28 protein-coding genes are annotated in these 21,916 nt (G+C 70.5%); 21 read left to right on the top strand and 7 right to left on the bottom strand.

Annotated features, from left to right (window positions below; genetic code table 11):
* Positions 1 to 94: 94 nt before the first annotated feature.
* Entirely contained in the window at positions 95 to 760 is a 666-nt protein-coding gene (locus AC1MEY_RS27805; RefSeq protein WP_480228543.1) for a FadR/GntR family transcriptional regulator, read from the bottom strand.
* Positions 761 to 807: 47 nt separating this feature from the next.
* Here AC1MEY_RS27805 and AC1MEY_RS27800 point away from each other — a divergent pair, with 47 nt between their 5' ends.
* From AC1MEY_RS27800 to AC1MEY_RS27785, 4 genes are all read left to right on the top strand, one after another.
* Complete coding sequence (locus AC1MEY_RS27800) at positions 808 to 2,031, top strand: CynX/NimT family MFS transporter (protein ID WP_480228542.1); 1,224 nt, start codon at positions 808 to 810, stop codon at positions 2,029 to 2,031.
* A gap of 66 nt (positions 2,032 to 2,097) precedes the next feature.
* Entirely contained in the window at positions 2,098 to 3,312 is a 1,215-nt protein-coding gene (locus tag AC1MEY_RS27795) for an RNA polymerase sigma factor (protein WP_480231707.1), read from the top strand.
* Entirely contained in the window at positions 3,309 to 3,992 is a 684-nt protein-coding gene (locus AC1MEY_RS27790; protein ID WP_480228541.1) for an HAD family hydrolase, read from the top strand. Before AC1MEY_RS27795 ends, AC1MEY_RS27790 begins: the two co-directional genes overlap by 4 nt.
* 10 nt (positions 3,993 to 4,002) lie before the next feature.
* On the top strand, positions 4,003 to 4,452 hold the full coding sequence (locus AC1MEY_RS27785) for a nitroreductase/quinone reductase family protein (RefSeq protein ID WP_480228540.1): 450 nt from the start codon (positions 4,003 to 4,005) through the stop codon (positions 4,450 to 4,452).
* Here the strand turns inward: AC1MEY_RS27785 and AC1MEY_RS27780 are convergent.
* Positions 4,449 to 4,727, bottom strand: coding sequence for a hypothetical protein (locus tag AC1MEY_RS27780; RefSeq protein WP_480228539.1), 279 nt, complete (start codon positions 4,725 to 4,727; stop codon positions 4,449 to 4,451). The genes AC1MEY_RS27785 and AC1MEY_RS27780 overlap by 4 nt on opposite strands.
* Positions 4,728 to 4,833: 106 nt before the next feature.
* Here AC1MEY_RS27780 and AC1MEY_RS27775 point away from each other — a divergent pair, with 106 nt between their 5' ends.
* The 8 genes from AC1MEY_RS27775 (at position 4,834) to AC1MEY_RS27740 (ending at position 10,792) form a co-directional block, all read left to right on the top strand.
* Positions 4,834 to 5,748 carry a 1,4-dihydroxy-2-naphthoyl-CoA synthase gene (locus AC1MEY_RS27775; RefSeq protein ID WP_480228538.1) on the top strand — a complete coding sequence of 305 codons (915 nt, stop codon included), beginning with the start codon at positions 4,834 to 4,836 and terminating at the stop codon, positions 5,746 to 5,748.
* Positions 5,749 to 5,882: 134 nt separating this feature from the next.
* Positions 5,883 to 6,284, top strand: coding sequence for a hypothetical protein (locus tag AC1MEY_RS27770; protein WP_480228537.1), 402 nt, complete (start codon positions 5,883 to 5,885; stop codon positions 6,282 to 6,284).
* 26 nt (positions 6,285 to 6,310) lie between these two features.
* Entirely contained in the window at positions 6,311 to 6,883 is a 573-nt protein-coding gene (locus AC1MEY_RS27765) for a GNAT family N-acetyltransferase (protein WP_480228536.1), read from the top strand.
* Positions 6,884 to 6,894: 11 nt separating this feature from the next.
* Positions 6,895 to 7,770, top strand: coding sequence for an SDR family oxidoreductase (locus AC1MEY_RS27760; RefSeq protein ID WP_480228535.1), 876 nt, complete (start codon positions 6,895 to 6,897; stop codon positions 7,768 to 7,770).
* Between the two features lie 32 nt (positions 7,771 to 7,802).
* The gene (locus AC1MEY_RS27755) at positions 7,803 to 8,747 is read left to right on the top strand and encodes an ATP-binding cassette domain-containing protein (RefSeq protein WP_480228534.1); all 945 of its coding nucleotides are present in this window, start codon (positions 7,803 to 7,805) and stop codon (positions 8,745 to 8,747) included.
* Positions 8,744 to 9,487: an ABC transporter permease gene (locus AC1MEY_RS27750; protein ID WP_480228533.1), complete on the top strand. Its 744-nt coding sequence runs from the start codon at positions 8,744 to 8,746 to the stop codon at positions 9,485 to 9,487. The genes AC1MEY_RS27755 and AC1MEY_RS27750 overlap by 4 nt, the downstream gene beginning before the upstream one ends.
* Positions 9,484 to 10,251 carry an ABC transporter permease gene (locus tag AC1MEY_RS27745; RefSeq protein WP_480228532.1) on the top strand — a complete coding sequence of 256 codons (768 nt, stop codon included), beginning with the start codon at positions 9,484 to 9,486 and terminating at the stop codon, positions 10,249 to 10,251. Before AC1MEY_RS27750 ends, AC1MEY_RS27745 begins: the two co-directional genes overlap by 4 nt.
* A gap of 151 nt (positions 10,252 to 10,402) precedes the next feature.
* Positions 10,403 to 10,792, top strand: coding sequence for a VOC family protein (locus AC1MEY_RS27740; protein WP_480228531.1), 390 nt, complete (start codon positions 10,403 to 10,405; stop codon positions 10,790 to 10,792).
* A 55-nt stretch (positions 10,793 to 10,847) separates the two neighbouring features.
* On the opposite strand, the gene AC1MEY_RS27735 is transcribed toward AC1MEY_RS27740, so the two are convergent.
* The 3 genes from AC1MEY_RS27735 to AC1MEY_RS27725 are packed head-to-tail and all read right to left on the bottom strand — an operon-like array spanning position 10,848 to position 12,735.
* A complete protein-coding gene (locus AC1MEY_RS27735) occupies positions 10,848 to 11,159 on the bottom strand; it encodes a DUF3349 domain-containing protein (RefSeq protein WP_480228530.1) in 312 nt (103 codons plus the stop codon).
* Positions 11,160 to 11,169: 10 nt separating this feature from the next.
* The gene (locus AC1MEY_RS27730) at positions 11,170 to 11,454 is read right to left on the bottom strand and encodes a hypothetical protein (RefSeq protein ID WP_480228529.1); all 285 of its coding nucleotides are present in this window, start codon (positions 11,452 to 11,454) and stop codon (positions 11,170 to 11,172) included.
* Between the two features lie 30 nt (positions 11,455 to 11,484).
* Positions 11,485 to 12,735, bottom strand: coding sequence for an inorganic phosphate transporter (locus AC1MEY_RS27725; protein ID WP_480228528.1), 1,251 nt, complete (start codon positions 12,733 to 12,735; stop codon positions 11,485 to 11,487).
* Between the two features lie 240 nt (positions 12,736 to 12,975).
* On the opposite strand from AC1MEY_RS27725, the gene AC1MEY_RS27720 reads away from it, so the two are divergent.
* The 9 genes from AC1MEY_RS27720 to AC1MEY_RS27680 all read left to right on the top strand — a co-directional run bounded on the left by AC1MEY_RS27720 (position 12,976) and on the right by AC1MEY_RS27680 (position 20,525).
* Positions 12,976 to 13,284, top strand: a complete 309-nt coding sequence (locus AC1MEY_RS27720; RefSeq protein WP_480228527.1) for a DUF3349 domain-containing protein — start codon at positions 12,976 to 12,978, stop codon at positions 13,282 to 13,284.
* The gene (gene menE / locus AC1MEY_RS27715; RefSeq protein ID WP_480231706.1) at positions 13,281 to 14,429 is read left to right on the top strand and encodes an o-succinylbenzoate--CoA ligase; all 1,149 of its coding nucleotides are present in this window, start codon (positions 13,281 to 13,283) and stop codon (positions 14,427 to 14,429) included. The genes AC1MEY_RS27720 and menE overlap by 4 nt, the downstream gene beginning before the upstream one ends.
* A gap of 8 nt (positions 14,430 to 14,437) precedes the next feature.
* On the top strand, positions 14,438 to 15,061 hold the full coding sequence (locus AC1MEY_RS27710; RefSeq protein ID WP_480228526.1) for an MSMEG_1061 family FMN-dependent PPOX-type flavoprotein: 624 nt from the start codon (positions 14,438 to 14,440) through the stop codon (positions 15,059 to 15,061).
* Positions 15,062 to 15,172: 111 nt separating this feature from the next.
* Positions 15,173 to 15,313: a DUF6131 family protein gene (locus AC1MEY_RS27705; protein WP_163794990.1), complete on the top strand. Its 141-nt coding sequence runs from the start codon at positions 15,173 to 15,175 to the stop codon at positions 15,311 to 15,313.
* Between the two features lie 36 nt (positions 15,314 to 15,349).
* On the top strand, positions 15,350 to 16,501 hold the full coding sequence (locus AC1MEY_RS27700) for an AI-2E family transporter (protein WP_480228525.1): 1,152 nt from the start codon (positions 15,350 to 15,352) through the stop codon (positions 16,499 to 16,501).
* Between the two features lie 185 nt (positions 16,502 to 16,686).
* Positions 16,687 to 17,052 (top strand): STAS domain-containing protein, encoded by a 366-nt coding sequence (locus tag AC1MEY_RS27695; RefSeq protein WP_480228524.1) that lies wholly within the window; start codon positions 16,687 to 16,689, stop codon positions 17,050 to 17,052.
* 35 nt (positions 17,053 to 17,087) lie between these two features.
* Complete coding sequence (locus tag AC1MEY_RS27690; protein WP_480228523.1) at positions 17,088 to 17,810, top strand: UdgX family uracil-DNA binding protein; 723 nt, start codon at positions 17,088 to 17,090, stop codon at positions 17,808 to 17,810.
* Complete coding sequence (locus AC1MEY_RS27685; RefSeq protein WP_480228522.1) at positions 17,743 to 18,561, top strand: MBL fold metallo-hydrolase; 819 nt, start codon at positions 17,743 to 17,745, stop codon at positions 18,559 to 18,561. The genes AC1MEY_RS27690 and AC1MEY_RS27685 overlap by 68 nt, the downstream gene beginning before the upstream one ends.
* 122 nt (positions 18,562 to 18,683) lie before the next feature.
* Positions 18,684 to 20,525, top strand: a complete 1,842-nt coding sequence (locus tag AC1MEY_RS27680) for a CheR family methyltransferase (protein ID WP_480228521.1) — start codon at positions 18,684 to 18,686, stop codon at positions 20,523 to 20,525.
* Here AC1MEY_RS27680 and AC1MEY_RS27675 read toward each other — a convergent pair.
* Together AC1MEY_RS27675 and AC1MEY_RS27670 are read right to left on the bottom strand one after the other, a co-directional pair.
* On the bottom strand, positions 20,488 to 20,931 hold the full coding sequence (locus AC1MEY_RS27675) for a hypothetical protein (protein ID WP_480228520.1): 444 nt from the start codon (positions 20,929 to 20,931) through the stop codon (positions 20,488 to 20,490). The two genes, AC1MEY_RS27680 and AC1MEY_RS27675, sit on opposite strands and share 38 nt — an antisense overlap.
* 257 nt (positions 20,932 to 21,188) lie before the next feature.
* Entirely contained in the window at positions 21,189 to 21,863 is a 675-nt protein-coding gene (locus AC1MEY_RS27670; protein ID WP_480228519.1) for a Crp/Fnr family transcriptional regulator, read from the bottom strand.
* Positions 21,864 to 21,916 lie beyond the last annotated feature (53 nt).

Below are 21,916 nucleotides of genomic sequence, written 5' to 3'. Positions count from 1 at the left end.
CCCCGCGAACAGACGCAAACGTGTCACTTTCGCCCGCGATGTGCGCACATTTGCTGGAGCCGCTTGCGGACTGCTCGCGGGGAGAACGCGCGGGCTAGGTGGCCAGGCCGGCGAGGATGCGGTCGAGCAGGTCGCCGGCGGTGCGGGCGGCGGCGTCGACGTCACCGGCCGCGATGTGGTCGAGCAGCACGCCGTGGTCGACGATCTCGACCGGCGCCTCGTGGGTGGCGGCGACGCTCGCGGTAATCGCCTCGACCAGCCCGCGGTACAGCTCCGTGAGCATGGCGTTGTGCGAGCTGCGGACGACGGCGAGGTGGAAGTCGGTGTCGGCGCGGGCGAATTCGTCGGTGTCGCCGGTCGCCAGGCACTCGTCGCGACGGGCCAACAGCGCGCGCAGTTCCGAGACGTCGGCGTCGGTGCGGTGGGCGGCGGCCAGACGCGCGCCCTCGACCTCGAGGCCCCGCCGCACCTGCAGCACGTCGCGCAGTTCGGCGCCGCAGAGACGGCGCAAAGCGCCAGACACCTCACTGGTCGCGCGGACGTAGGTGCCGTCGCCCTGCCGGACCTCGAGGATGCCGGCGTGGGCCAGCGCCCGGACCGCCTCGCGGAGCGTGTTGCGCCCGACGCCGAGCGATTCGACCAGCACGGTCTCGTTGGGGATGCGCCCGCCGACCGGCCACTCCCCGCCCGCCACCGACGCGCGGAGCTGGTCGATGACCTGCTCGACGAGGCCGGACCGGCGTGCTGTGCTCAGCGGCACGGAGACGTCCTTTCAACCAATCATGGGATGTATGGCAATGTAGCAGCGTGGCCGGTGACAAGCAGGAGTTGGACGCGTTCGCACCCGACGTGCGTGCCGGCGCGGTTCCCGCCGTCGCGGGTGGCGCACTGCTCGGGCTCGCCGTCGTCCTCACCGCGCTGAACCTTCGGCCAGCCGTCACCAGCGTCGCTCCCCTGCTCGGCGAGATGCGCGCCGACCTCGGCGTCTCCGCCACCTGGGCCGGGCTGCTGACCACCCTGCCCGCCCTGTGCTTCGCGGCGGCCGGTCTGACCGCGCCGTGGCTGTCATCGCGAATCGGGCTCGGCCGCACCATCTCCGGCGCCCTGGTGGCACTGACCGCGGGCCTGGTCCTGCGCGTCCTCGACGGTCCCAACGTCGTGCTCGGCGCGACGTTCATCGCGTGCGCGGGCATCGCACTGGTCAACGTCCTGATCCCGGTCGTCATCAAGGGCTCGTTCCCCGCCCGCGTCGGCCTGATGACCGGCATCTACACGGCCGCACTGCAGGGTGGCGGCGCACTGGGATCGGCCGTGACGCCGGGCCTGGAGGATCCGCTCGGCGGCTGGCGGATCGCGCTCGCCGCGTGGGCCGTGGTCGCCGTCGTCGCACTGGTGGCGTGGATGCCCGCGTCGCGGCGGCACGGCGAGACCTGGGCGGCCAGCACCGCACCGACGGGGCCGCGGCGCTCGCTGCTGCGCAACCCGCTCGCCTGGACGGTGACGCTCTTCTTCGGCTGCCAGGCCTTCATGGCCTACATCGTCATGGGCTGGCTGCCGCAGATCTTCATCGACAACGGCATCGACAAGACCACCGCCGGCCTCCTCGTCGGTCTGACGTCGCTGATCGGCGTGCCGGTGGCCCTGATCATCTCGCCGCTGGCCGCGCGCAAGCCGAGCCAGAGCGGGTGGGTGGTGGCGCTCGGCGTCCTCGGCATGACCGGCGCCGTCGGGCTGATGGTGGCGCCGGCCGCGCAACCCGTCCTGTGGAGCGTGCTGATCGGCGTCGGCATGAGCGCGTTCTCGATGGCGCTCGCGATCATCGCGCTGCGCGCCCGCAACGCCGAGGACACCGCGCAACTGTCGGGCATGGCGCAAGGCCTCGGCTACCTGATCGCGGGCACCGGGCCGTTCCTGTTCGGCCTGCTGCACGACGTGACGCACGGGTGGACCGTGCCGTGGGTGATGTTCCTCGCGGTCTACGTGGTGCAGATCGTCGCCGGCGCGTTCGCCGGACGCGCGCGCTACGTCTAGCGGACTGGGCAGAATGGTCGCGTGCCCGCCGTCGACCTGAGCCAGACCGTGGACGCGGTGTGGCGGATGGAGGCCGCGAAGATCGTCGCGACGCTGACCCGCGTGGTCGGCGACGTCGGGTTCGCGGAGGACCTCGCGCAGGAGGCGCTGGTCGACGCGCTCGAGCAGTGGCCCACCGCCGGCGTCCCGCGCAACGCGGGGGCGTGGCTGACCACCGTCGCCAAACGCAAGGCGATCGACCACTGGCGCCGACGGGACCGCCTCGACGCCCGGTATGCGGCGCTGGCTCGCGACCTCGAGACCACGCACGACGAGGCGTGGGATCCCGACCACATCGACGACGACGTGCTGCGCCTGATCTTCGTCGCCGCGCACCCGGTGCTGTCGCGGGAGAACCAGATCGCGCTGACGCTGCGCGTGGTCGGCGGGCTCACCACCGAGGAGATCGCCCGCGCCTTCCTGGTGCCGAAGGCCACGGTGGCGCAACGGATCGTGCGCGCCAAGAAGGCCCTCGCCGACGCCGACGTGGCGTTCGAGGTGCCCGATCCCTCCCAGTACGCGTCGCGGCTGGCGGCCGTGCTCGGCGTCGTCTACCTGATCTACAACGAGGGCTACTCCGCCTCGTCCGGGCGGCGCTGGATCCGCGACGAACTCTGCACGGAGGCACTACGTCTCGGTCGGGCACTGGCGGCGCTGCTCCCCGATCAGCCGGAGGCGCACGGCCTGGTGGCGCTGATGGAGTTCCAGTCGTCCCGGTTCGCCGCCCGCACGGATCCGTTCGGCAGTCCGATCCTGCTGGAGGACCAGGACCGCGCACGGTGGGACCGCGCGCAGATCACTCGCGGCGTCGCGGCCCTGGAACGTGCGTCGACGACGTTGCGCGCCAAGGGAACCGGCTGGGGACCGTACGCGCTGCAGGCGGCGCTGGCCGAGTGCCACGCCGTCGCCCCCACCGCGGCCGGCACCGACTGGCGGCGCATCGTCACGCTGTACGACGCGTTGCTGCGGATCGCGCCGTCACCGGTCGTCGAACTGAACCGCGCCGTCGCCGTCGCGATGCACACCGGGCCCGCCGACGCGCTGCCCATCGTCGACGGCATCCGCGGCCTGGACGGCTCCCACCTGGTGGCCGGCGTGCGCGGGGAACTGCTGTCCCGGCTGGGCCGCCACGACGAGGCCGCCGCGGAGTTCGACATCGCCGCCACCTTGACCACCAACGACGCCGAGCGAGAGGTCATGCACCACAAGGCCGCCCGCGCACGTAGAGAGAAGACGCCATGACCACCCGCGCCGCACTGTTCGACTTCTCCGGAACCCTGTTCCGGCTCGAGGAGGACGACAGCTGGTTCACCGACATCCTCGTCGACGAGAAGGCCGTCGACGAGCACGTCCGCGCCGAGCTGATGCACCGTCTCACCGTGCCGACCGGCCGGCCCGTCGAGATGTCCGACGAGCAGTTCGAGAGCTGGATCAACCGCGACCTGCAGCCACACCTGCACCGCGAGGCCTACCTGCACGTGATGCGGGAGTCCGGCCTGACCGACGAACACGCTCGGAAGCTCTACGCCCGCACCGTCGATCCGGCGTACTGGGTGGCCTACCCCGACACCGCCGACGTGCTGCAGCGCCTGCGCGACCGTGGCATCGCGGTCGCCGTCGTCTCGAACATCGCCTGGGACATCCGCGCGGTGTTCCGCAATCACGGCGTCGACCACCTGGTCACCGAGTTCGTCCTCTCGTTCGAAACCGGTGCGGTGAAACCCAATCCGGAGATCTTCCAGGCCGCGCTGACCCGGCTCGGCGTCGATGCCGCCGACGCGGTGATGGTCGGGGACAGCGAGGAGGCCGACGGCGGTGCGCTCGCGGTCGGCTGCCGCTTCGCGCTCGTCGACCCGCTCCCCGTCGCCGCGCGGCCCGACGGCCTGATTCGCGCACTCACGTCCGCGGGCGTCGAGGTCTAACCTCGAATTCATGGCCGACCACCGTCCGACGCCACCCTGGTGGCTCAAGCCGATGAACAAGGTCTTCATGGGCCTGATGAAGCTGGGCCTGTTCGGTGGCGACGACCCCGTCGTGCTGACGGTGCCCGGCCGCACGTCCGGCAAGCCGCGCTCGACGCCGATCACGCCGATGGTCGTCGACGGCGTGCGCTACGTCGTCTCGGGCTTCCCCGGGGCGGACTGGGAGCGCAACGCCCGCGCCGCGGACACCGCGACGCTGACCACCGGCGAGCGCTCGGAGACCGTGCGGATGGTGGAGTTGTCGGCCGATGACGCCCGCCCGCTGCTGCGCCAGTTCCCGACGCTGGTGCCCACCGGGGTGAGCTTCATGAAGCGGTCGGGGCTCGTGACAGACGGAACGCCCGGCGAGTTCGAAGCTCTCGCCGGGCGTTGCGCGGTGTTTCGGTTCGATCCCGCCTAGAGGTGCGGCGCGTTCTTGATCGGCGTGTCCTGCGTGCCCGCGGTCTGGCAGTAGGTCTGCACCGCGAGGCGCGTACCGGTGACCTCGAGCGACGCCGGGTCGGCGCCCTTCTCGTCCTTGAGCATCTTGTTGATGGCTTCGTTCTGCGTCTTCTCGTCGGCCGAGACGAAGTCCTTGCACGGGGTGTCGCCACCCTGCACGGACGGGGCGGAGCATCCGACCAGCATCAGTCCCGCGAACACGCCCGAGACCAACACACCTGCTGACCGCTTCATCGTGGTCCTCCTCATCCATGGCGCGATGGGTCGCGCCGTTGCGGGCGATCTGTACCCCTGGGTACGGAATGCGAAACCCGGGGGCGGCCGTTCTACAGTCGTTCCCGTGAGTGCTGACAACCCGTTCGACCCGACCGCGTGGCAGCCCGTCAAGGGTTTCGAGCTGACCGACATCACCTATCACCGGCACGTGCTCGACGGGGTGAAGCAGCCGACCGTGCGCATCGCGTTCGACCGGCCCGAGGTGCGCAACGCCTTCCGCCCGCACACCGTCGACGAGCTGTACCGGGTGCTCGACCACGCCCGGATGTCGTCGGACGTGGGCGTGGTCCTGCTGACCGGGAACGGTCCGTCCGAGAAGGACGGCGGCTGGGCGTTCTGTTCCGGCGGCGACCAGCGGATCCGCGGCCGCACCGGCTACCAGTACGCCTCCGGCGACACGGCCGACAGCATCGACCCCGCCCAGGCCGGCCGGCTGCACATCCTCGAGGTGCAGCGGCTGATCAGGTTCATGCCGAAGCCCGTCATCTGCCTGGTGAACGGCTGGGCGGCGGGCGGCGGTCACTCGCTGCACGTGGTCTGCGACCTGACCCTCGCCAGCCGCGAGCACGCCCGCTTCAAGCAGACCGACGCCGACGTCGGCAGCTTCGACGGCGGCTACGGCAGCGCCTACCTGGCGCGCCAGACCGGGCAGAAGTTCGCCCGCGAGATCTTCTTCCTGGGCCGCACCTACGACGCCGAGCAGATGCACGCGATGGGCGCGGTGAACGAGGTCGTCGACCACGCCGAGCTGGAATCCGTTGCGCTGCAATGGGCTAGGGAGATCAACGGCAAGTCGCCGCAGGCCACCCGGATGCTGAAGTTCGCGTTCAACCTGCTGGACGACGGCCTGGTGGGCCAGCAGGTGTTCGCCGGTGAGGCGACGCGCCTGGCGTACATGACCGACGAGGCTGTCGAGGGTCGCGACGCGTTCCTGGAGAAGCGCGACCCGGACTGGTCGAAGTTCCCGCGCTACTTCTAGCGATTCGTGGAGACTTTCCGGCGGTCAGCGCCGGAAAGCCTCCACGAATCGCCACGAGACGAGAAGGGGGTCGTGTCATCGAAGCCAGGATCACCGGGTGGATCGTCGCGGGCCTCGGCGTCGCGATCGTCGTGGTGGCGACGGTGCAGCCGTGGTTCGTCGCCCAGGGCGTCGACGGGTACGCCGAGATGGCCGGCTGGGGTGCGTGGCGCCGGACCGGCGACGTGGACGCCAGCCTGCGGCCGCTGCCACTGGGCGTCCTCGTCTACCTGACCGCAGGCCTGATGATCGTGGGCGCGCTGCGCCGGGCGTTCGGCGCGGCGGTCATCGGCGCGATGGCCACGTTCGCCGCCGTGGTGCTGCCGCACATGCTGATGCCCGCCGTCGACCGCAACGCGCCCGGCACCGCCGCGGTGGGCGTCGAGGTGGGTGCCGGGCCGGCGACGCTGCTGGGCCTCGCCCTGGCCGTGACCGTCGTGTCGTGGATCGGCTACGCGCGCTGCGTGTTACGCCCGGCCCCGCGCGCCGGGGCATGACCCGCCACGCCTGGCACACTCGAGCGGTGCCCGGACGCACGCTGGTGACGCAGCGCATCGAGGCGGCCGACGTCGTCCTGCGCAAGGCCCGCGACGGCGACCGCGAGGCGATCATCGCCCACGAGACCGACGTTCGCGTGCGCGCCCACCTCGGCGGCGCGCAGGCGCGGGCGGCGGTCGAGCAGGACCTCGACGACGTCGGGGTGGCGGCCGCGACCGGGTCGCCCGGTGCGTTCGTGATCGCCGCCCGCTCCGACGACGCGTTCCTCGGCACGATGGCGCTGACCCGGCGCGGCGCCCACCGGCCCGGTCACATCAGCGAGTCGGGCGAGGAACTGGAGCTGTCGTACACGCTGATCCCGGTGCTGTGGGGCCGCGGGCTGGCGTTCCAGGCGGCGACCGCGGTGCTGCGCGCCGCCGCCCGCGAGCTGCCCGACGAGCCGGTCATCGTCGTCACGCAGTCCGCGAACGTCCGGTCGATGAACCTCGCCCGCCGGCTCGGCTTCGTGCCCGTGCTGACGTTCGACGAGTTCGACGTGGAGCAGACGCTGTGGGTGGTCGATCTGCGCGAGTTCGGCGCCGGCACCGCGGGCACCTAGGCTCGGACCCCGTGAGTAGGAACCCCTTGCGTCGCCTCGCCGACGGCATGCTACTGGCCAGCATGCGCCCCCCGCTGACCGCCCAGCTGCTCAAGCCCCGGCGCGAGGTGGAGATCGCGGGCAAGCGCATCCTGGTGACCGGCGCATCGTCGGGCATCGGCGAGGCGGGGGCGCGGATGCTCGCCGCCGCGGGTGCCCGGGTGATCGTCGCCGCGCGTCGCGGCGATCTGCTCGACGCGCTGGTCGCCGACATCGCACGCGACGGCGGCGATGCCACCGCGATGCCGTGCGACCTGTCGGACCTGGACGCGGTCGATGCCCTGGTGGACACCGTCGTCGAGCGGTTCGGTGGCGTCGACGTGCTGATCAACAACGCCGGCCGGTCGATCCGCAGGCCGCTGGCCGAGTCGCTGGACCGCTGGCACGACGTCGAGCGGACGATGACGCTGAACTACTACTCGCCGCTGCGGCTGATCCGCGGCTTCGGCCCCGGGATGCGGGAGCGCGGCGACGGCCACGTGGTCAACGTGTCGACGTGGGGCGTGCTGAGCGAGTCGTCGCCGCTGTTCGCGGTGTACAACGCGTCGAAGGCCGCGCTGACCGCCGTGAGCCGCGTCATCGAGACCGAGTGGGCGGTCGACGGCGTGCACTCGACGACGCTGTTCTACCCGCTGGTGAAGACGCCGATGATCGCGCCGACCCGCGCCTACGACGGGCTGCCCGGCCTGTCCGCCGACGAGGCCGCCCGGTGGATGGTGACGGCCGTGCGGTCGCGGCCGGTGCGGATCGCGCCGCGGATGGCGGTGGCGGCCGACATCGTCAACGCGTTCACGCCGGGCGCGGTCGACGCCGTCATGAAGCGCCAGCGCGTGCAGCCCGCGGGATAGTTAGTTAGGTTAGCCATGCCATACTCGGGTGCGTGTCCGATCTCGCGATTCAGCTCGACGACGTAACCAAGAGGTTCGGCGACCACCAGGCGCTGCGGGGCGTCACGTTCTCCGCACCGGTGGGCTCGGTCCTGGGCGTGCTCGGCCCCAACGGCGCGGGCAAGACCACCACGATCAACATCCTCGCGACCCTGCTGCGCCCGACCAGCGGCACCGCGACGATCGCCGGCTTCGATGTCGTCCGCCAGGCGCGCCAGGTCCGCGAGTCGATCGGGCTGACGGGCCAGTACGCCGCCGTCGACGAACTGCTCACCGGCCGGGAGAACCTGATCCTGTTCGCGCGACTGCGCGGCATGGACAAGACCACCGCCCGCGACCGTGCCGACGAGATGCTGGCCACCTTCAGCCTGACCGACGCCGGCGACAAGCGCGTCACCACCTACTCCGGCGGCATGCGGCGGCGCGTCGACATCGCCTGCGGCCTCGTCGTCCCGCCCAAGGTGGTGTTCCTCGACGAGCCCACGACGGGCCTCGATCCGCGCAGCCGCCGCGAGGTGTGGGACCTGATCGGCGGACTCAAGCACCAGGGCATCACCACGCTGCTCACCACCCAGTACCTCGAGGAGGCCGACGCGCTGTCGGACTCGATCGTCGTCATCGACCGCGGCACCGTGATCGCCGACGGCACCCCCGACGACCTCAAGCGCACCATCGGCGGCAGCTACTGCGAGATCACGCCCGTCAGCGTCGCCGACCTCACCCGGATCGCCGAGGCGCTCGGCGGATTCGCCGGCGTCGAGATCGACCGCGAGGCCGGCACCGTGAGCGTGCCCGCCCCCGACGGCTTCGCCACCATGTCCGAGGTCTTCGGCACGGTCTCGGCGCTCGGCGTGGAGCTGCAGGACATCTCGCTGCGCAAGCCGTCCCTCGACGAGGTGTTCTTCACCCTCACCGGGGCGCCGGCGGTCACGTCGTGAGTGCGCTGCGCGCGCTGACCGAGCGATCGGTGCTGGGCACCGTCCGCGACGGCGACCTGATCTTCGCGATCGGTGGGCCGATCGCGTTCTTCCTGTGCTTCACCATCACGCTGCGCCACGTGATCGACACGGGCGACGTCGACTACCCGCAGTACATCCTCCCCGTCATCGTCGTGCAGGCGATGATCTTCACGGCGATGACGACGGCCGACCGCGCGGCGCGAGACCAGTTGAGCGGCATGGGCGTTCGGCTGCGCTCGATGCCGATGACGTCCCTCGTGCCGGTGACCGCCCGCATGCTGTCGGCACTGATCCGCGCGACGGCGTCGCTGGCCGCGTCGATCACCGTCGGCTACGCGTTCGGCTTCCGCTTCGAGGGGAACGCCGCTCACGTGATCGGGTTCTGCGCGATCGCCCTGCTGCTGTCGCTGGCCCTGTCGCTCGGCGCCGACGCGCTGGGCTCGGTGGCCGGCAACGCGGAGGCGGCCGGTCAGACGCTGCTGATCCCGCAGCTGCTCCTGGTCATGCTGTCGACGGGAATCGCTCCCGCCGAGGCGTTTCCGGGCTGGCTGGGGTGGTTCGTCACCCGGCAGCCGGTCAGTCAGATCGCCGGGACGCTGCGCGAACTCGCCCAGGGCGCGGTGCCCGCCGCCGATCTACTGATCAGCCTGGCCTGGTGCATCGGCCTGCTGGTCGTGTTCGGCGGCCTCACGCTGCGGATGCAACGGAGGTCGGCATGACGTTCACCTCGCAGACCGGGCTGCAGGCCGGCCGGCTGCTGCGGCGCTGGACGCGCGAGCCCGTCGTGCTGATCCAGGCGCTCGTCTTCCCGACGTTCCTGCTGGTGGTCTACAAGCTGGTGATCGGCGAGTCGGTGCGGAGCCTCACCGGCGCCGACAGCCTCTATGGCCTGGTGCCGATGTGCGCGATCGTCGGTGCGATGTTCGGCGCGATCGGTGCGGGCGCCGCCCTTCCCGACGAACGCGAGTCCGGGCTGCTGAGCCGGCTGTGGGCGCTCCCGGTGTACCGCGCCAGCGCACTGTCCGGGCGCCTGCTGGCCGAGGCGGGCCGGGCGCTGATCGGCGCGATCGCGATCACCGCCGTGGGCGTCGGGATGGGTCTGCGATTCACCGAGGGACCGCTCGCCGCACTCGGATTCGTGCTCGTCCCGGTGCTGATGGTGATCGGCTTCGCGACCGTCATCATCGCCGTGGGTGTGAAGGCGAACGGCAAGAACATCATCACCGGGCTGTCGACGGTGTGCTTCCTGCTGCTGTTCTTCAACTCCGGCATGGTGCCGATCGACGTGTTTCCCGGCTGGCTGCAGCCGGTGGTCCGCGCGCAGCCCATGTCGCCCGCCATCGAGGCGATGCGGGGGCTGGCCGAGGGCGGGCCGATCCTGTGGCCGGTGCTGCAGTCGGTGGCATGGGTGGTCGGCCTGCTCGCGGTGTTCGGCCCGATCGGCGTGCGGGGGTACCGGATCGCTGCGGAGTCCGGCACGTAGCACCCGCGATCCGAGCGCCCATGGTGCGTCGAACCGGAGAGTCACGTCGCTACGGGCGCCGATCGACGACGTGACTCTCCAGTTCGCGAGAGGGGGGTTCGGGCGGGAGGGGGCTCGGCGGCGGGGAGCTGCGGGTGTGTTACACACGGGCATGGAGATTCTCGCCAGTCGGGTCCTGTTCCGGCCGGCGGACTACCGGCGGTCGGTCGAGTTCTACCGCGACGAGATCGGCCTGGCGATCGCCCGGGAGTACGGCGCGGGCACGGTGTTCTACGCGGGGCAGTCGCTGATCGAACTGGCGGGCCACGGCGCACCGACCGAGGGAGCGCCACCGTTCCCCGGCGCGCTGTGGCTGCAGGTGCGCGACGTCTACGCCACCCAGGCCGAACTGGAGGGCCGCGGCGTCCCGATCGCCCGCGAGGCCAGGCAGGAACCGTGGGGTCTGCACGAATTGCACGTGGCCGATCCCGACGGCGTCACTCTGATCTTCGTCCAGATCCCGGAGACCCACCCGCTGCGCCGCGACACCCGGAGCGACTGACCCGGAGACGACTGACGGCCCCCCGCCGAAGCGAAGGGCCGTCAGGCGAACGTGTTCAGCGGGCGGACGCCGCCAGCGGCCAGCCGACCGACGCGAGCCGCGAGGCGACCTGGTGGATCTCCTCGGGGTTGGGCTCCTTGGCGATGACGGCCTCGACGGCGGTGCGGATCTCACCCTCCGTCACGGTGTCGGCGTCGACGGACTTGAGGACCGTCTGCGCGGCCCTGACGACCTCGTCCTCGCTGAGTGACCGCTTCAGCAGCGCCAGCAGCGGGAAGTAGTCCTTCGGCGGGACGCCCTGCGGGTAACCCGCGCGGAGCCACTGCACGACGTTGTCGAACGAACCCGTGCTCTGGGTCTCGGTCATGGCGGTCAGCTCACTTTCCAGGAAGGAAGGGGACGGGGTTGAACCCGAAGTGGTGTTGGATCGTGCCCTTGGTGATGTACAGGATCGCGATCACGATGACCGCCGCGACGAACGTGAACAGCGCCAGGCCGGCAACCTTGAGCGCCGGGTTGGGCGTGACGGCCGTGCCGTCGGTGCCCGCACCGCCCGACCCCTTCGAGTAGGCGACCAGGCCGACCGCGAAGACCGCGGGGAGACCGGCGCCCAGGATCAGCCCCACGACGAGCACCTTGAAGATGGCTTCCAGATAGGTCATTCGAGTTCCTTGCTCTCAGAAGTCCGTCGGTCAGACCGAGGCCGCGGGCTTGCTGGCGTCGGTCGTGATGTCGCGAGCGTCGGCGGGGACGACGGAGTTGGTCGAGTCGTCCCAGTCGGCGTTGACGTTGTTGTGGTCGACCTTCTGCTGCTGGGCGCGCCAGTACATGTAGCCCGACAGCGCCACCAGGATCACGAAGATGAGGCCGTCGCCGGCGAGTGCGTTGCCGGTGGCGTTCTCGACGACGTGCGACAGCCAGAAGGACAGCGCGCCGACGAGTCCGGCGGCGGGCAGCGTGATCAGCCAGGCTGCGGCCATCCGGCCCGCGACGGCCCAGCGGACCTGCGCGCCCGGCTTGCCGACACCGCTGCCGAGGATGGAGCCCGTGGCGACGTGGGTGGTGGACAGCGCCATGCCCGCGGCGCTCGAGGACAGGATGATCGCGGCCGAGGAGGCCTCCGCGGCCAGGCCCTGCGGCGACTCGATCTCGACCAGACCCTTGCCGAGGGTGCGGATGACGCGCCAGCCGCCGATGTAGGTGCCCAGCCCGATGGCCAGGGCGCAGGACGCGATGACCCAGAACGGCAGGCCGTTCTCCTTCACGTCGCCGGTCAGGTGGCCGGTGGTGATCAGGGCGAGCGCAATGACACCCATCGTCTTCTGCGCGTCGTTGGTGCCGTGGGCCAGGGCGACGAGGGAGGCGGTGGCGATCTGGCCCCAGCGGAAGCCGTCCTCGCGGCGCTTCTTCACCACGTTGCGGGTGAGCCGGTAGACGATCCAGGTGCCGCACGCCGCGACCAGGCCGGCGATGAACGGTGCGGCCAGCGCGGGGACGATGACCTTGCCGATGACGCCGCTCCAGTTGACGCCGGACGTGCCGAGCGCGGCCAGGCCGGCGCCGATGAGGCCGCCGAACAGGGCGTGCGACGAGCTGGACGGGATGCCGAAGAGCCAGGTGAGGAGGTTCCACAGGATGCCGCCAATCAGGCCGGCGAAGATGATCGTCAACCCCGTCGAGGCGTCGATCCCGGTGACCAGCGACCCGGTCTTGGAATCCTGGATCTTCAGCACCGACGTGGTGACGGTGATGGCCACCTCGACCGACAGGAACGCACCGACGAGGTTGAGCAGGCCGGCGAGGATCACCGCCGTCTTGGGCTTCAGGGCGCCCGTGGCGATCGACGTCGCCATCGCGTTCCCGGTGTCGTGGAACCCGTTGGTGAAGTCGAATGCCAGTGCTGTGGCGATCAACAGCACCAGGATGATCAGCTCTCCGCTCATGTGGATGATTCTGAGGGATTCTCAGCGAAATCACCTAGCCGGAGTCGGCCCGTCGATGCACGCTGAGCAGGCAGTTTGCCGCAGACGTCAATGTGTTCATCGACTGTTCATGTTCGCGACGTCGCCGCGACGCCCAGCGCGTTCCCAGGGTGCACGCGGCTAGCACCGGGGTACTCGCGCCGATAGCATCTGTCCGTCCGGCATCGAGGCCGCACCGCCGCGCAGTGAGGGGAGGAAGTCGTGAACGCTTTCCTGTCGAAGATCGTCGCGTGGCTGCACGCCGGCTACCCCGAGGGCGTGCCGGGCGCCGACCGGGTGCCGCTGCTGGCCCTGCTCAACCGGCAACTCACCCAGGACGAGGTCACCGCCGTCTCGCAGGAACTGATCGAGCGGCGCGAATTCGACCACGTCGACATCGGCGTGCTCATCACCGGTGTCACCGACGAACTCCCTCGCGAGGAGGACGTCGAGCGGGTGCGGGCGCATCTGGCTGAGAAGGGCTGGCCACTGGACGACCCCCGCGACGAGGATCCGGAGCCCACGCCATAGCCAGGTTGCGCGCGGTCGTCATACCGCCCGCCCCGTCCGCCGCCGCACTCGTCGCCGTCCTCGAGGGCGTGCTCGACGGGCGCGATCCCGGCATCCTGCCGCTGCCCTCCGACGAGCGCGAGGCGGAGCTGCTGAGTTCGGCGCTGCGGGTGGGCGAGGAGGTCGACGACGACGTCGCGGTGGTGGTCTCGACGTCGGGGACCACCGGCCCGCCCAAGGGCGCTCTGCTCACCGTGCCGGCGCTTATCGCGAGCGCCGACGCCACCAACGAACGACTCGGCGGACCGGGCACGTGGCTGCTGGCGTTGCCCGCCCACCACGTCGCCGGTCTGCAGGTGCTGGTGCGCAGCGTCATCTCCGGGACGCTGCCGATCGTGGTGGACCCGAGCTTCACCACCGACGACCTCTGCGTCGCGATCGCCGCGATGGGTTCCGGGCCGCGCTATGCGTCGCTGGTGGCCGTGCAGCTCGACAAGGCCCTGGCCGACCCCGCGGCGACCGCGGCGCTCGCCTCGTTGGACGCGGTGCTGATCGGGGGCGGGCCCATGCCCGCGAACGTCGCCGAGAAGGCCGCTGCGGCAGGCATTCCCGTGGTGCGGACCTACGGCATGAGTGAGACCTCGGGCGGCTGCGTGTACGACGGCGTGCCGCTGGAGGGCGTCGACGTCCGACTCGACGGCGGCCGGATCCTGCTCGGCGGTGCGACGCTGGCCAGGGGATACCGGAACCCGGTGCAGCCGGACCCCTTCGCCGAACCGAGGTGGTTCCGCACCGACGACGTCGGCAGCCTCGACGATTCTGGCGCGCTCCGCGTCCTGGGACGCGCCGACGACGCGATCAGCACCGGTGGGCTGACGGTCATGCCCGCGCTGGTCGAGGCGGCGCTGGCCGGCCATCCCGCGATCGCCGACTGCGCGGTGTTCGGCGTCACCGACTCCCGCCTCGGGCAGCGCGTCGCGGTGGCGGTGGTGCTGTCGCCCGGCGCGACGACCCCGACACCCGACGACCTGCGCGCACACGTCGCCGCGACGCTGGACGCCACGGCCGGTCCGCGCGAGGTGCACGTGGTAGACGAATTGCCGCGCCGCGGCATCGGCAAGGTCGACAGAAGGGACCTCACCGCGCGGTACGACGCCGGAGGATGATGGGCCGCATGCACCGCGAACCCACCGTCGTGACCTCCGTCGACCGACTCCGCGAGATCGTCGGGCATCCGAATGCCGCGGTGGCCAAGAAGGTCACCGCGAGCTTGTCGGCCGCGCAGCGCGACTGGCTCTCCCACTCCCCGCTGGGCTTCGTGGCCACCACCGACGCCGACGGACGGGTCGACGTGTCGCCCAAGGGTGACCCGCCCGGGTTCGTGCACGTCCTCGACGACATCACCATCGCCATTCCCGAACGGCCGGGCAACAAGCGCGTCGACGGCTTCCTCAACGTGCTGCAGCGTCCCCAGGTCGGAACCGTGTTCGTGATTCCCGGGCGCGGAGACACGTTGCGCATCAACGGCACTGCCCGGGTGATCTCCGACGCCGACTACTTCGACGCGATGGTCGTCGACGGCAAGCGCCCGATCCTCGCCCTCGAGATCGCCGTCGAGGAGGTGTTCTTCCACTGCGCGAAGGCCTTCCTGAGGTCCGACGCGTGGAGACCCGAGACGTGGGATCCGACGGCCGTGCCGTCGGTGGCGCAGCTCGCCAAGGCGATCAAACCCGATGCCAGCGACGAGGAGCTGAAGAGGTACTACGACGAGGACAACATGCGCCGAGTCCTGTACTGAGATCACCCGTCAGAACCGGTGTGAGGTTTGAATTTAACGGTTCGGGCAATACTCGCTCCGGAACAAGTCGGTTCCCCTCGACAGATCGGAAGAACAATGATCGTCCTCGGCGTGATCTTGCTGCTCATCGGCTACTTCACCAGCTTGTCGATCCTGTACACGATCGGCGCCATCCTGGTGGTCGTCGGCGTGGTGCTGTGGATCCTCGGCGCGGTCGGACGCCCGGTCGGCGGCCGAAAAGTTTGGTTCTAGGTCTCCTAGTCTTCTAGGTCCCCAGCCGATGCCGTCATGACCTCTGCCGCGGGGCGCAGCGTTCGCAACCCCGAACGCGACCATCCGGTCTCACCGGTGGTCCGCGCCGCCGCAGCGTGGTCATGGCGGCTTCTGGCCATTGCGGCGGCGGCCTACGTCGCCCTCGAGGCGCTCACCAGGCTCGGCGTCGTCGTGGTGGCCATCGCCATCGCGCTCGTCTTCACCGCGCTGCTGCTGCCGGCCGTCGACTTCCTCGACCGCTACGGCGCCGTCCGCGGTGGTGCCGTCGCCTTCGTCCTCCTTCTCGGCATCTCCGTCCTGACCGGCGTGATGGCCTTCGTGGTCAACCAGTTCATCGCCGGCGCACCACAATTGGTCGACGAAGTCACCCGAAGCATCGAGAGCACCCGCGACTGGCTCATCAACGGCCCCGCGAATCTCAGTGGCGATCAACTGAACCGCGCCGGCGACACCGTCATCGAGTCGATCCGCGACCATCAGACGCAACTCACCAGCGGCGCCCTGTCGACTGCGGGCACCATCGCCGAGATCCTCACGGGCGCACTGCTGTGCCTGTTCACCGTCATCTTCTTCCTGCTCGGCGGCCGCAACATCTGGTCGTTCGTCACCCGTGTCATCCCCGCCCGCCAGCGGAATCGGGTGCGCGAGGCCGGTGCGGCCGGCTTCCACTCGCTCGCCGGCTACGCGCGGGCGACATCATTGGTCGCCCTCGTCGACGCCGTCGCCATCGGCAGCGGCCTCGCCATCATGGGCATCCCCCTGGCGCTGCCGCTGGCGTCGCTGATCTTCCTGGGCGCGTTCGTGCCCGTCGTCGGCGCACTCGTCACCGGCCTGCTCGCGGTGCTGGTGGCGCTGCTCGCGAAGGGCTTCGTGTTCGCGGCCATCACGCTCGGCCTGATCGTCGCGGTGATGCAGCTCGAGGCGCACGTCCTGCAGCCCCTGGTGATGGGGCGAGCCGTCTCACTGCACCCGCTCGCCGTCGTCCTGGGCATCACGGCGGGCAGCGTGCTCGCCGGCATCGTCGGCGCACTGCTCGCGGTACCGGCCATCGCGTTCTTCAACAGCTTCATCCGCGTTCTGGTCGCCGACGACCCCGACGCCCGCGGCGAGGAACTCGAGGACGACGACGGACCACTCGTCGACGCGAAGACCGACGACCCGGGCTGACCGCCCGTCCCTCAGACCCCCTGTGCCGCACGTCACGCCGGTTCGACGTGCGGTTCGCGGGTCCCGACCCGACTACCTCTAGGAGACGCCGCACCACCGCGGCGCCCGGTAGCCGGAGGGTTCGCGATGACCAGCAGTGGCCCGTACCGATCGGCCGGCGTCAGCAGTACCCGGCGGTGACCGCGATGACGACCCTGCGCCCACCCGTGTCCACCGGACTGCGCATCTCGATGCAGGTGGCCGACGGCACGATCATCCTGCGCATCGCCGGGGCCGTCGACGTCATCACCGCGCCGATCCTGGCCGCGCACGTCGCCAACTCGCTGCGGACCGGGGCACACACGCTGCTCCTGGACATGCGCCGCGTGACGTCCTTCGGTCCCGACGGGTGCCAGGTACTCGCCCGCGCGCACCGCACCGCCCTGCCCAGCCGGCTCGCGCTCATCGCCGACCACGACGCCTACCGCCACCCCATCGAGGGGTGCGTGATACCCATCCACCGCAGCGTCGACGAGGCACTCGCCGCGCACCGCGGCCGCCTCGACGCCTGAGTTTCGCGCCATCCGCGTCGGGTACCGCACCCGGCATGACGGGTGCCGAGGAGTACGTCCCGCCCACCCGGGACCAGGTCGCGCTGGCCTACGCCGCCAGGGACTGCCGCGGCTGCGACCTGTACCGCGACGCCGACCAGGTGGTGTGCGGCGCCGGTGCGCCCGCCGCCCGCATGATGCTGATCGGTGAACAGCCCGGCGACCAGGAGGACAGGGCGGGAACACCCTTCGTCGGCCCGGCCGGGCGCGTCCTGGACAAGGCGCTGGCCGAGGCGGGCATCGACCGCGACCCGCTGTACGTGACCAACGCCGTCGAGCACTTCAAGTTCACCCGCGCCGAACGCGGCAACAGGCTGCTGCACGAGACGCCGAGCAGGCTCGAGGTCGTGGCATGCCGCCCGTGGCTGTTCGCCGAACTCGAGGCCGTGGCGCCCGACGCCGTCGTCCTGATGGGGGCCACGGCGGCGAAGTCGCTGCTGGGCAACGACTTCCGGATCACCGCCCACCGCAGGGAGGTCATCGAGATGCCGCCCGGACCCGATCTCGGTGCGGCGACCCCCGACCTGGTGGTGACGGTGCACCCCTCGTCGATCCTGCGCGGCCCCCCCGGAGGCCCGCGACGAGGCGTTCGCCGGACTGGTGGACGACCTCCGCTTCGCCGCAGCACTGTTCGACGGAAGGGACTGACCGATGCCGGACCACTCGGACGTGACGATCACGTTCATCGGCAATGCCACCACGCTGATCTCCACCGGTGACCTGACCGTGCTCACCGACCCCAACTTCCTGCATCGCGGTCAACACGCCTACCTCGGCCACGGCCTGGTCTCCAAGCGCCTGCGCTCCCCCGCGCTGACCATCGACCAGCTGCCGCCGCTGGACGCGATCCTGCTGTCGCACATGCACGGTGACCACTGGGACCGCGTCGCACAGCGCGGGCTGGACCACGACCTGCCCGTGCTGACGACACCGCACGCCGCACACCGGTTGCGGCGCAGGGGCTTCGACAACGCCACCGGTCTCGACACCTGGGCGACCCACGTGCTGGTCGGTACCCACAACCGGATCGTCGCGACGTCGCTGCCCGGGCGGCACGCGCCGCTGTGGACGCGCCGACTGCTCCCGCCGGTGATGGGCACGATGCTCGAGATCGGCCCGCTGGAGGGGGACACGCGAACGCGACTGTACGTCTCCGGCGACACCCTCTACATCGACGAACTGGCCGAGATCCCCGTGCGATTCGACGCGATCGACGCCGGCGTGCTGCACCTCGGGGGCACCCGCATCCCGGCCGGGCGCAAGCTGCCGTTCGGGCTGACGGTCACCATGGACGGCGAGCAGGGCGCCGCCACCGCGGCGCTGATGGACCCGGCGAAGGTCATCCCGGTGCACTTCGACGACTACGGCGTGTTCGCCTCGCCGCTGTCGGACTTCACGGCGGCGATGCGACGGCGTGGCCTCGACGACCGCATCGTCGAACTCGAACGCGGCGGCTCCGTCACCCTGTGAGAGTTCAATTCCCCCGCGAGCAGTCGCGAACTCCCCTCGTTGCCCCCGAAGCAGGGGAGTTCGCGACTGCTCACGCCATGACGCGGCACGGCAAGTAGGGTCGCACCTGTGGATGGGGCGTGATGAGCGAGCAGGTCGACGAGTCCTTCGAGACGCTGCTGCGGTACATGCGCGACGCCCGGGGATTCGACTTCACCGGGTACAAGCGCACGTCGCTCACCCGGCGGGTCCGGCACCGCATCGAACAGCTGGGCATCCAGACCTTCGAGGACTACCTCGACGTCCTGCAGGCGAGCCCCGAGGAGTTCGCCGCGCTGTTCAACACCATCCTGATCAACGTCACCTCGTTCTTCCGCGATCCGCCCGCCTGGGACTTCCTGCGCACCGAGGTGATCCCCACCCTGGTGAACGCCCGCCGTGACGACCAGACGATCCGCCTATGGAGCGCGGGCTGCGCGTCCGGCCAGGAGGCCTACACGCTGGCGATGCTGCTCGCCGACGCGATGGACCCCGACACGTTCCGCCGCCGGGTCAAGATCTACGCCACCGACATCGACGAGGACGCCCTGACCCAGGCGCGGGCCGCGTCCTACGACGCGAAGGCCGTCGAGTCGGTTCCGCCCGAGTACCTGGAGAAGTACTTCGAGCACGTCGGCAACCGGTACGTGTTCAACAAGGACCTGCGGCGGGCGGTGATCTTCGGGCGCAACGACCTGGTGAAGGACGCCCCGATCTCACGGGTCGACCTGCTGGTGTGCCGCAACACCCTCATGTACCTGAACGCAGAGACGCAGCGAAACGTGTTGCGGCGACTGCACTTCGCGCTCGCACCGGCCGGTGTGCTCTTCCTCGGGCACGCCGAGATGCTGCTGAGCCACTCCGACAAGTTCGCCCCGGTGGACCTCGCGCACCGGATCTTCGTGCGCGCGGCCGGATCGCGCAGCGAACTCACCCGGGTCGAGGCACCGGACCCGCACTCCGAGCGCCAGGGCAGCCTGACCGGGCTGGCGCCGATCCGGGACCTCGCGTTCGCCGCGAGCCCGGTGCCGCAGATCGTGGTGACCGGCCAGGACACCGTCGCGATGATCAACCATCAGGCGGAGGTGACGTTCGGGCTGTCCGGCCGCGACATCGGCCGACTGCTGCGCGACCTCGAGATCTCCTACCGGCCCGTCGAGCTGCGGGCCTACGTGGAACAGGCCAAGGTGGAGCGCCGCGCGGCGAAGATCAGCGACGTGAGCTGGCAGCGCCCGGGCGCCGACACCACGTGGTTCGAGATCCACGTGAACCCGCTGGTCGACTCCGACAACGGCCTGATCGGGGTGTCGGTCGTGTTCTTCGACGTGACGGCGAACCGCCTGCTCGTCGAGAAGGTGGTGCAGACCAACGGTCAGCTCGAGTCCGCGTACGAGGAACTCCAGTCGACCAACGAGGAACTCGAGACCACCAACGAGGAACTGCAGTCCACGGTCGAGGAACTCGAGACCACCAACGAGGAACTGCAGTCCACCAACGAAGAACTCGAGACGATGAACGAGGAGTTGCAGTCGACCAACGACGAACTCCACACCATCAACGACACGCTGCGGGAACGCACCAGCGAACTCGACCAGGCGAAGGGCTTCCTCGACTCACTGGTCAACTCGATCGGCGTCGGCATGATCGTGCTGGACCGGGAGATGCGGGTGGTGTCGTGGAACGGCGGCAGCGAGGAGCTGTGGGGGCTGCGCGCCGACGAGACCACCGGCGTACCGCTGACCAATCTCGACATCGGCCTGCCCATCGAGGTGCTGCGGCCGCTGATCGGCAACGCGTTCGTGGACCCGCAGGCGTCCGGTGAGGCCCTGGTCGAGGCCGTGAACAGGCGCGGCCGCCGGATCAAGGTGCGGGTGACGTGCAGTTCGTTCCGGTCGGCGGGCGGCGTGGTCAGCGGCGCGTTGTTGATGGTGGAGGCCGCGGACTGACCCGTCCCCCGACCTCTGCCGCGGACTCGGCGGACGACTCGATGACGGCGGCGTGTGCCGCGGCGGCGTCCCGGTGCCGCTCGGCGGCCCGTTGATGTCCGTCACTGTCGAGCCCGTGGAAGAGCACGGCGGCCTGTTCGTGGGTGGCGGCGGCGCGGAGGTGTACGCGCCGAGTCTCGTCGTGCCGGGTGAGGGCCGACTCGTGGGCGTCCTCGGCGCGTACGACGGCCTGCAGCGCGCGACGCCGGGCGAACTCGGCCGCGCTCGGGGTGGGCTTACCGCCCCCCGCCAGTTCGATCAGGCGCCGGCGTAGCTCGGACGCGCGGGCAGCGGCGAGACGGCCGCGGCGCGCCGGCCCCGAACCGCTCTCCGCTCCGGTGCCGTCACCGGGACCCTCGTCGCTCATCACGCACATCGACCTCCGTACGGACTCACCGACATTGTCGACCCGCGACGGGCCGACACGCAATGTGGGAGGGCCGATGGCGACGATCCGAGACGACGGGGTGCTTGAGACGCTGTGTTCTCAACGCCTCAAGCACCGCGCGTCCGCAAACGCTCGGTGCGCGGGCGTGGGCAGCCTGCCCGGTTCCACGGACCCTCAAACCCGGCCGGAGACGGTGTGCCGTTGCCAGCCGCGGGGCACCGGCGTGACGGACACCACTAGCGGTGTACCACGCCGAGGCGGCGCGCACCGTCCATCCGCTGGGCCAGCGGCTGGGAGTCGACGATCTCGATGGCGTTGTCGCAGAGGCGAATCCACCCGCGTTCGCAGAACTCTGCCAGCGACCGGTTTACGCACTCGCGCGACGTGCCCGCCAGGTGCGCGAACTGTTCCTGGTTCAGGTCCATGGTGAGCCGGATGACCCCGTGGTCCTGCTGGCCGAACTGCTGAGCGAGCCGCAGCAGGTGCTTGGCCACCCGCGCCGACACCGTCGCCGACATCAGATCGGTGATGTCGTCGGACGTGCGGCGGATCCGACGCGCCAGCACGCGCATCAGATGCTCGGCGGCGGACGGGTGCGTCGTGACCAGCTCGCTGAGCTGTGCCCGGTTCCAGGCCAGCGCGCGGACGTCTGTCATGGCGACGGCCGTGGCGGGCTGCGGGGTGCCGTCGAGCACGGCGACCTCGCCGATGACGTCGGACCCCCCGAACACGGTGTAGAGGCATTCGCGGCCGGTATGGGACACCCGGCCGAGCCTGACCTTGCCCGCGGTGATCAGGTACACGCGGTCCGGTGGGTCGCCCTCGGTGAAGATGACGTCGCCGGAGGCGAACACCACCTTGGCGGCCTTCTGGCGGCTGACCTGTGGCCGGTCCGACACCGTCTGGGTCACGGCGCACCTCCTCGAATCGTCGACGTCGCCGACCACTACCCCGGTCGGGGGCC

The sequence above is a fragment of the Mycobacterium sp. PTI7 genome (genome assembly GCF_056679845.1).
The sequence above is the reverse complement of the archived record's forward strand: the minus strand, read 5'-3'. Positions and strand labels throughout refer to the sequence as shown.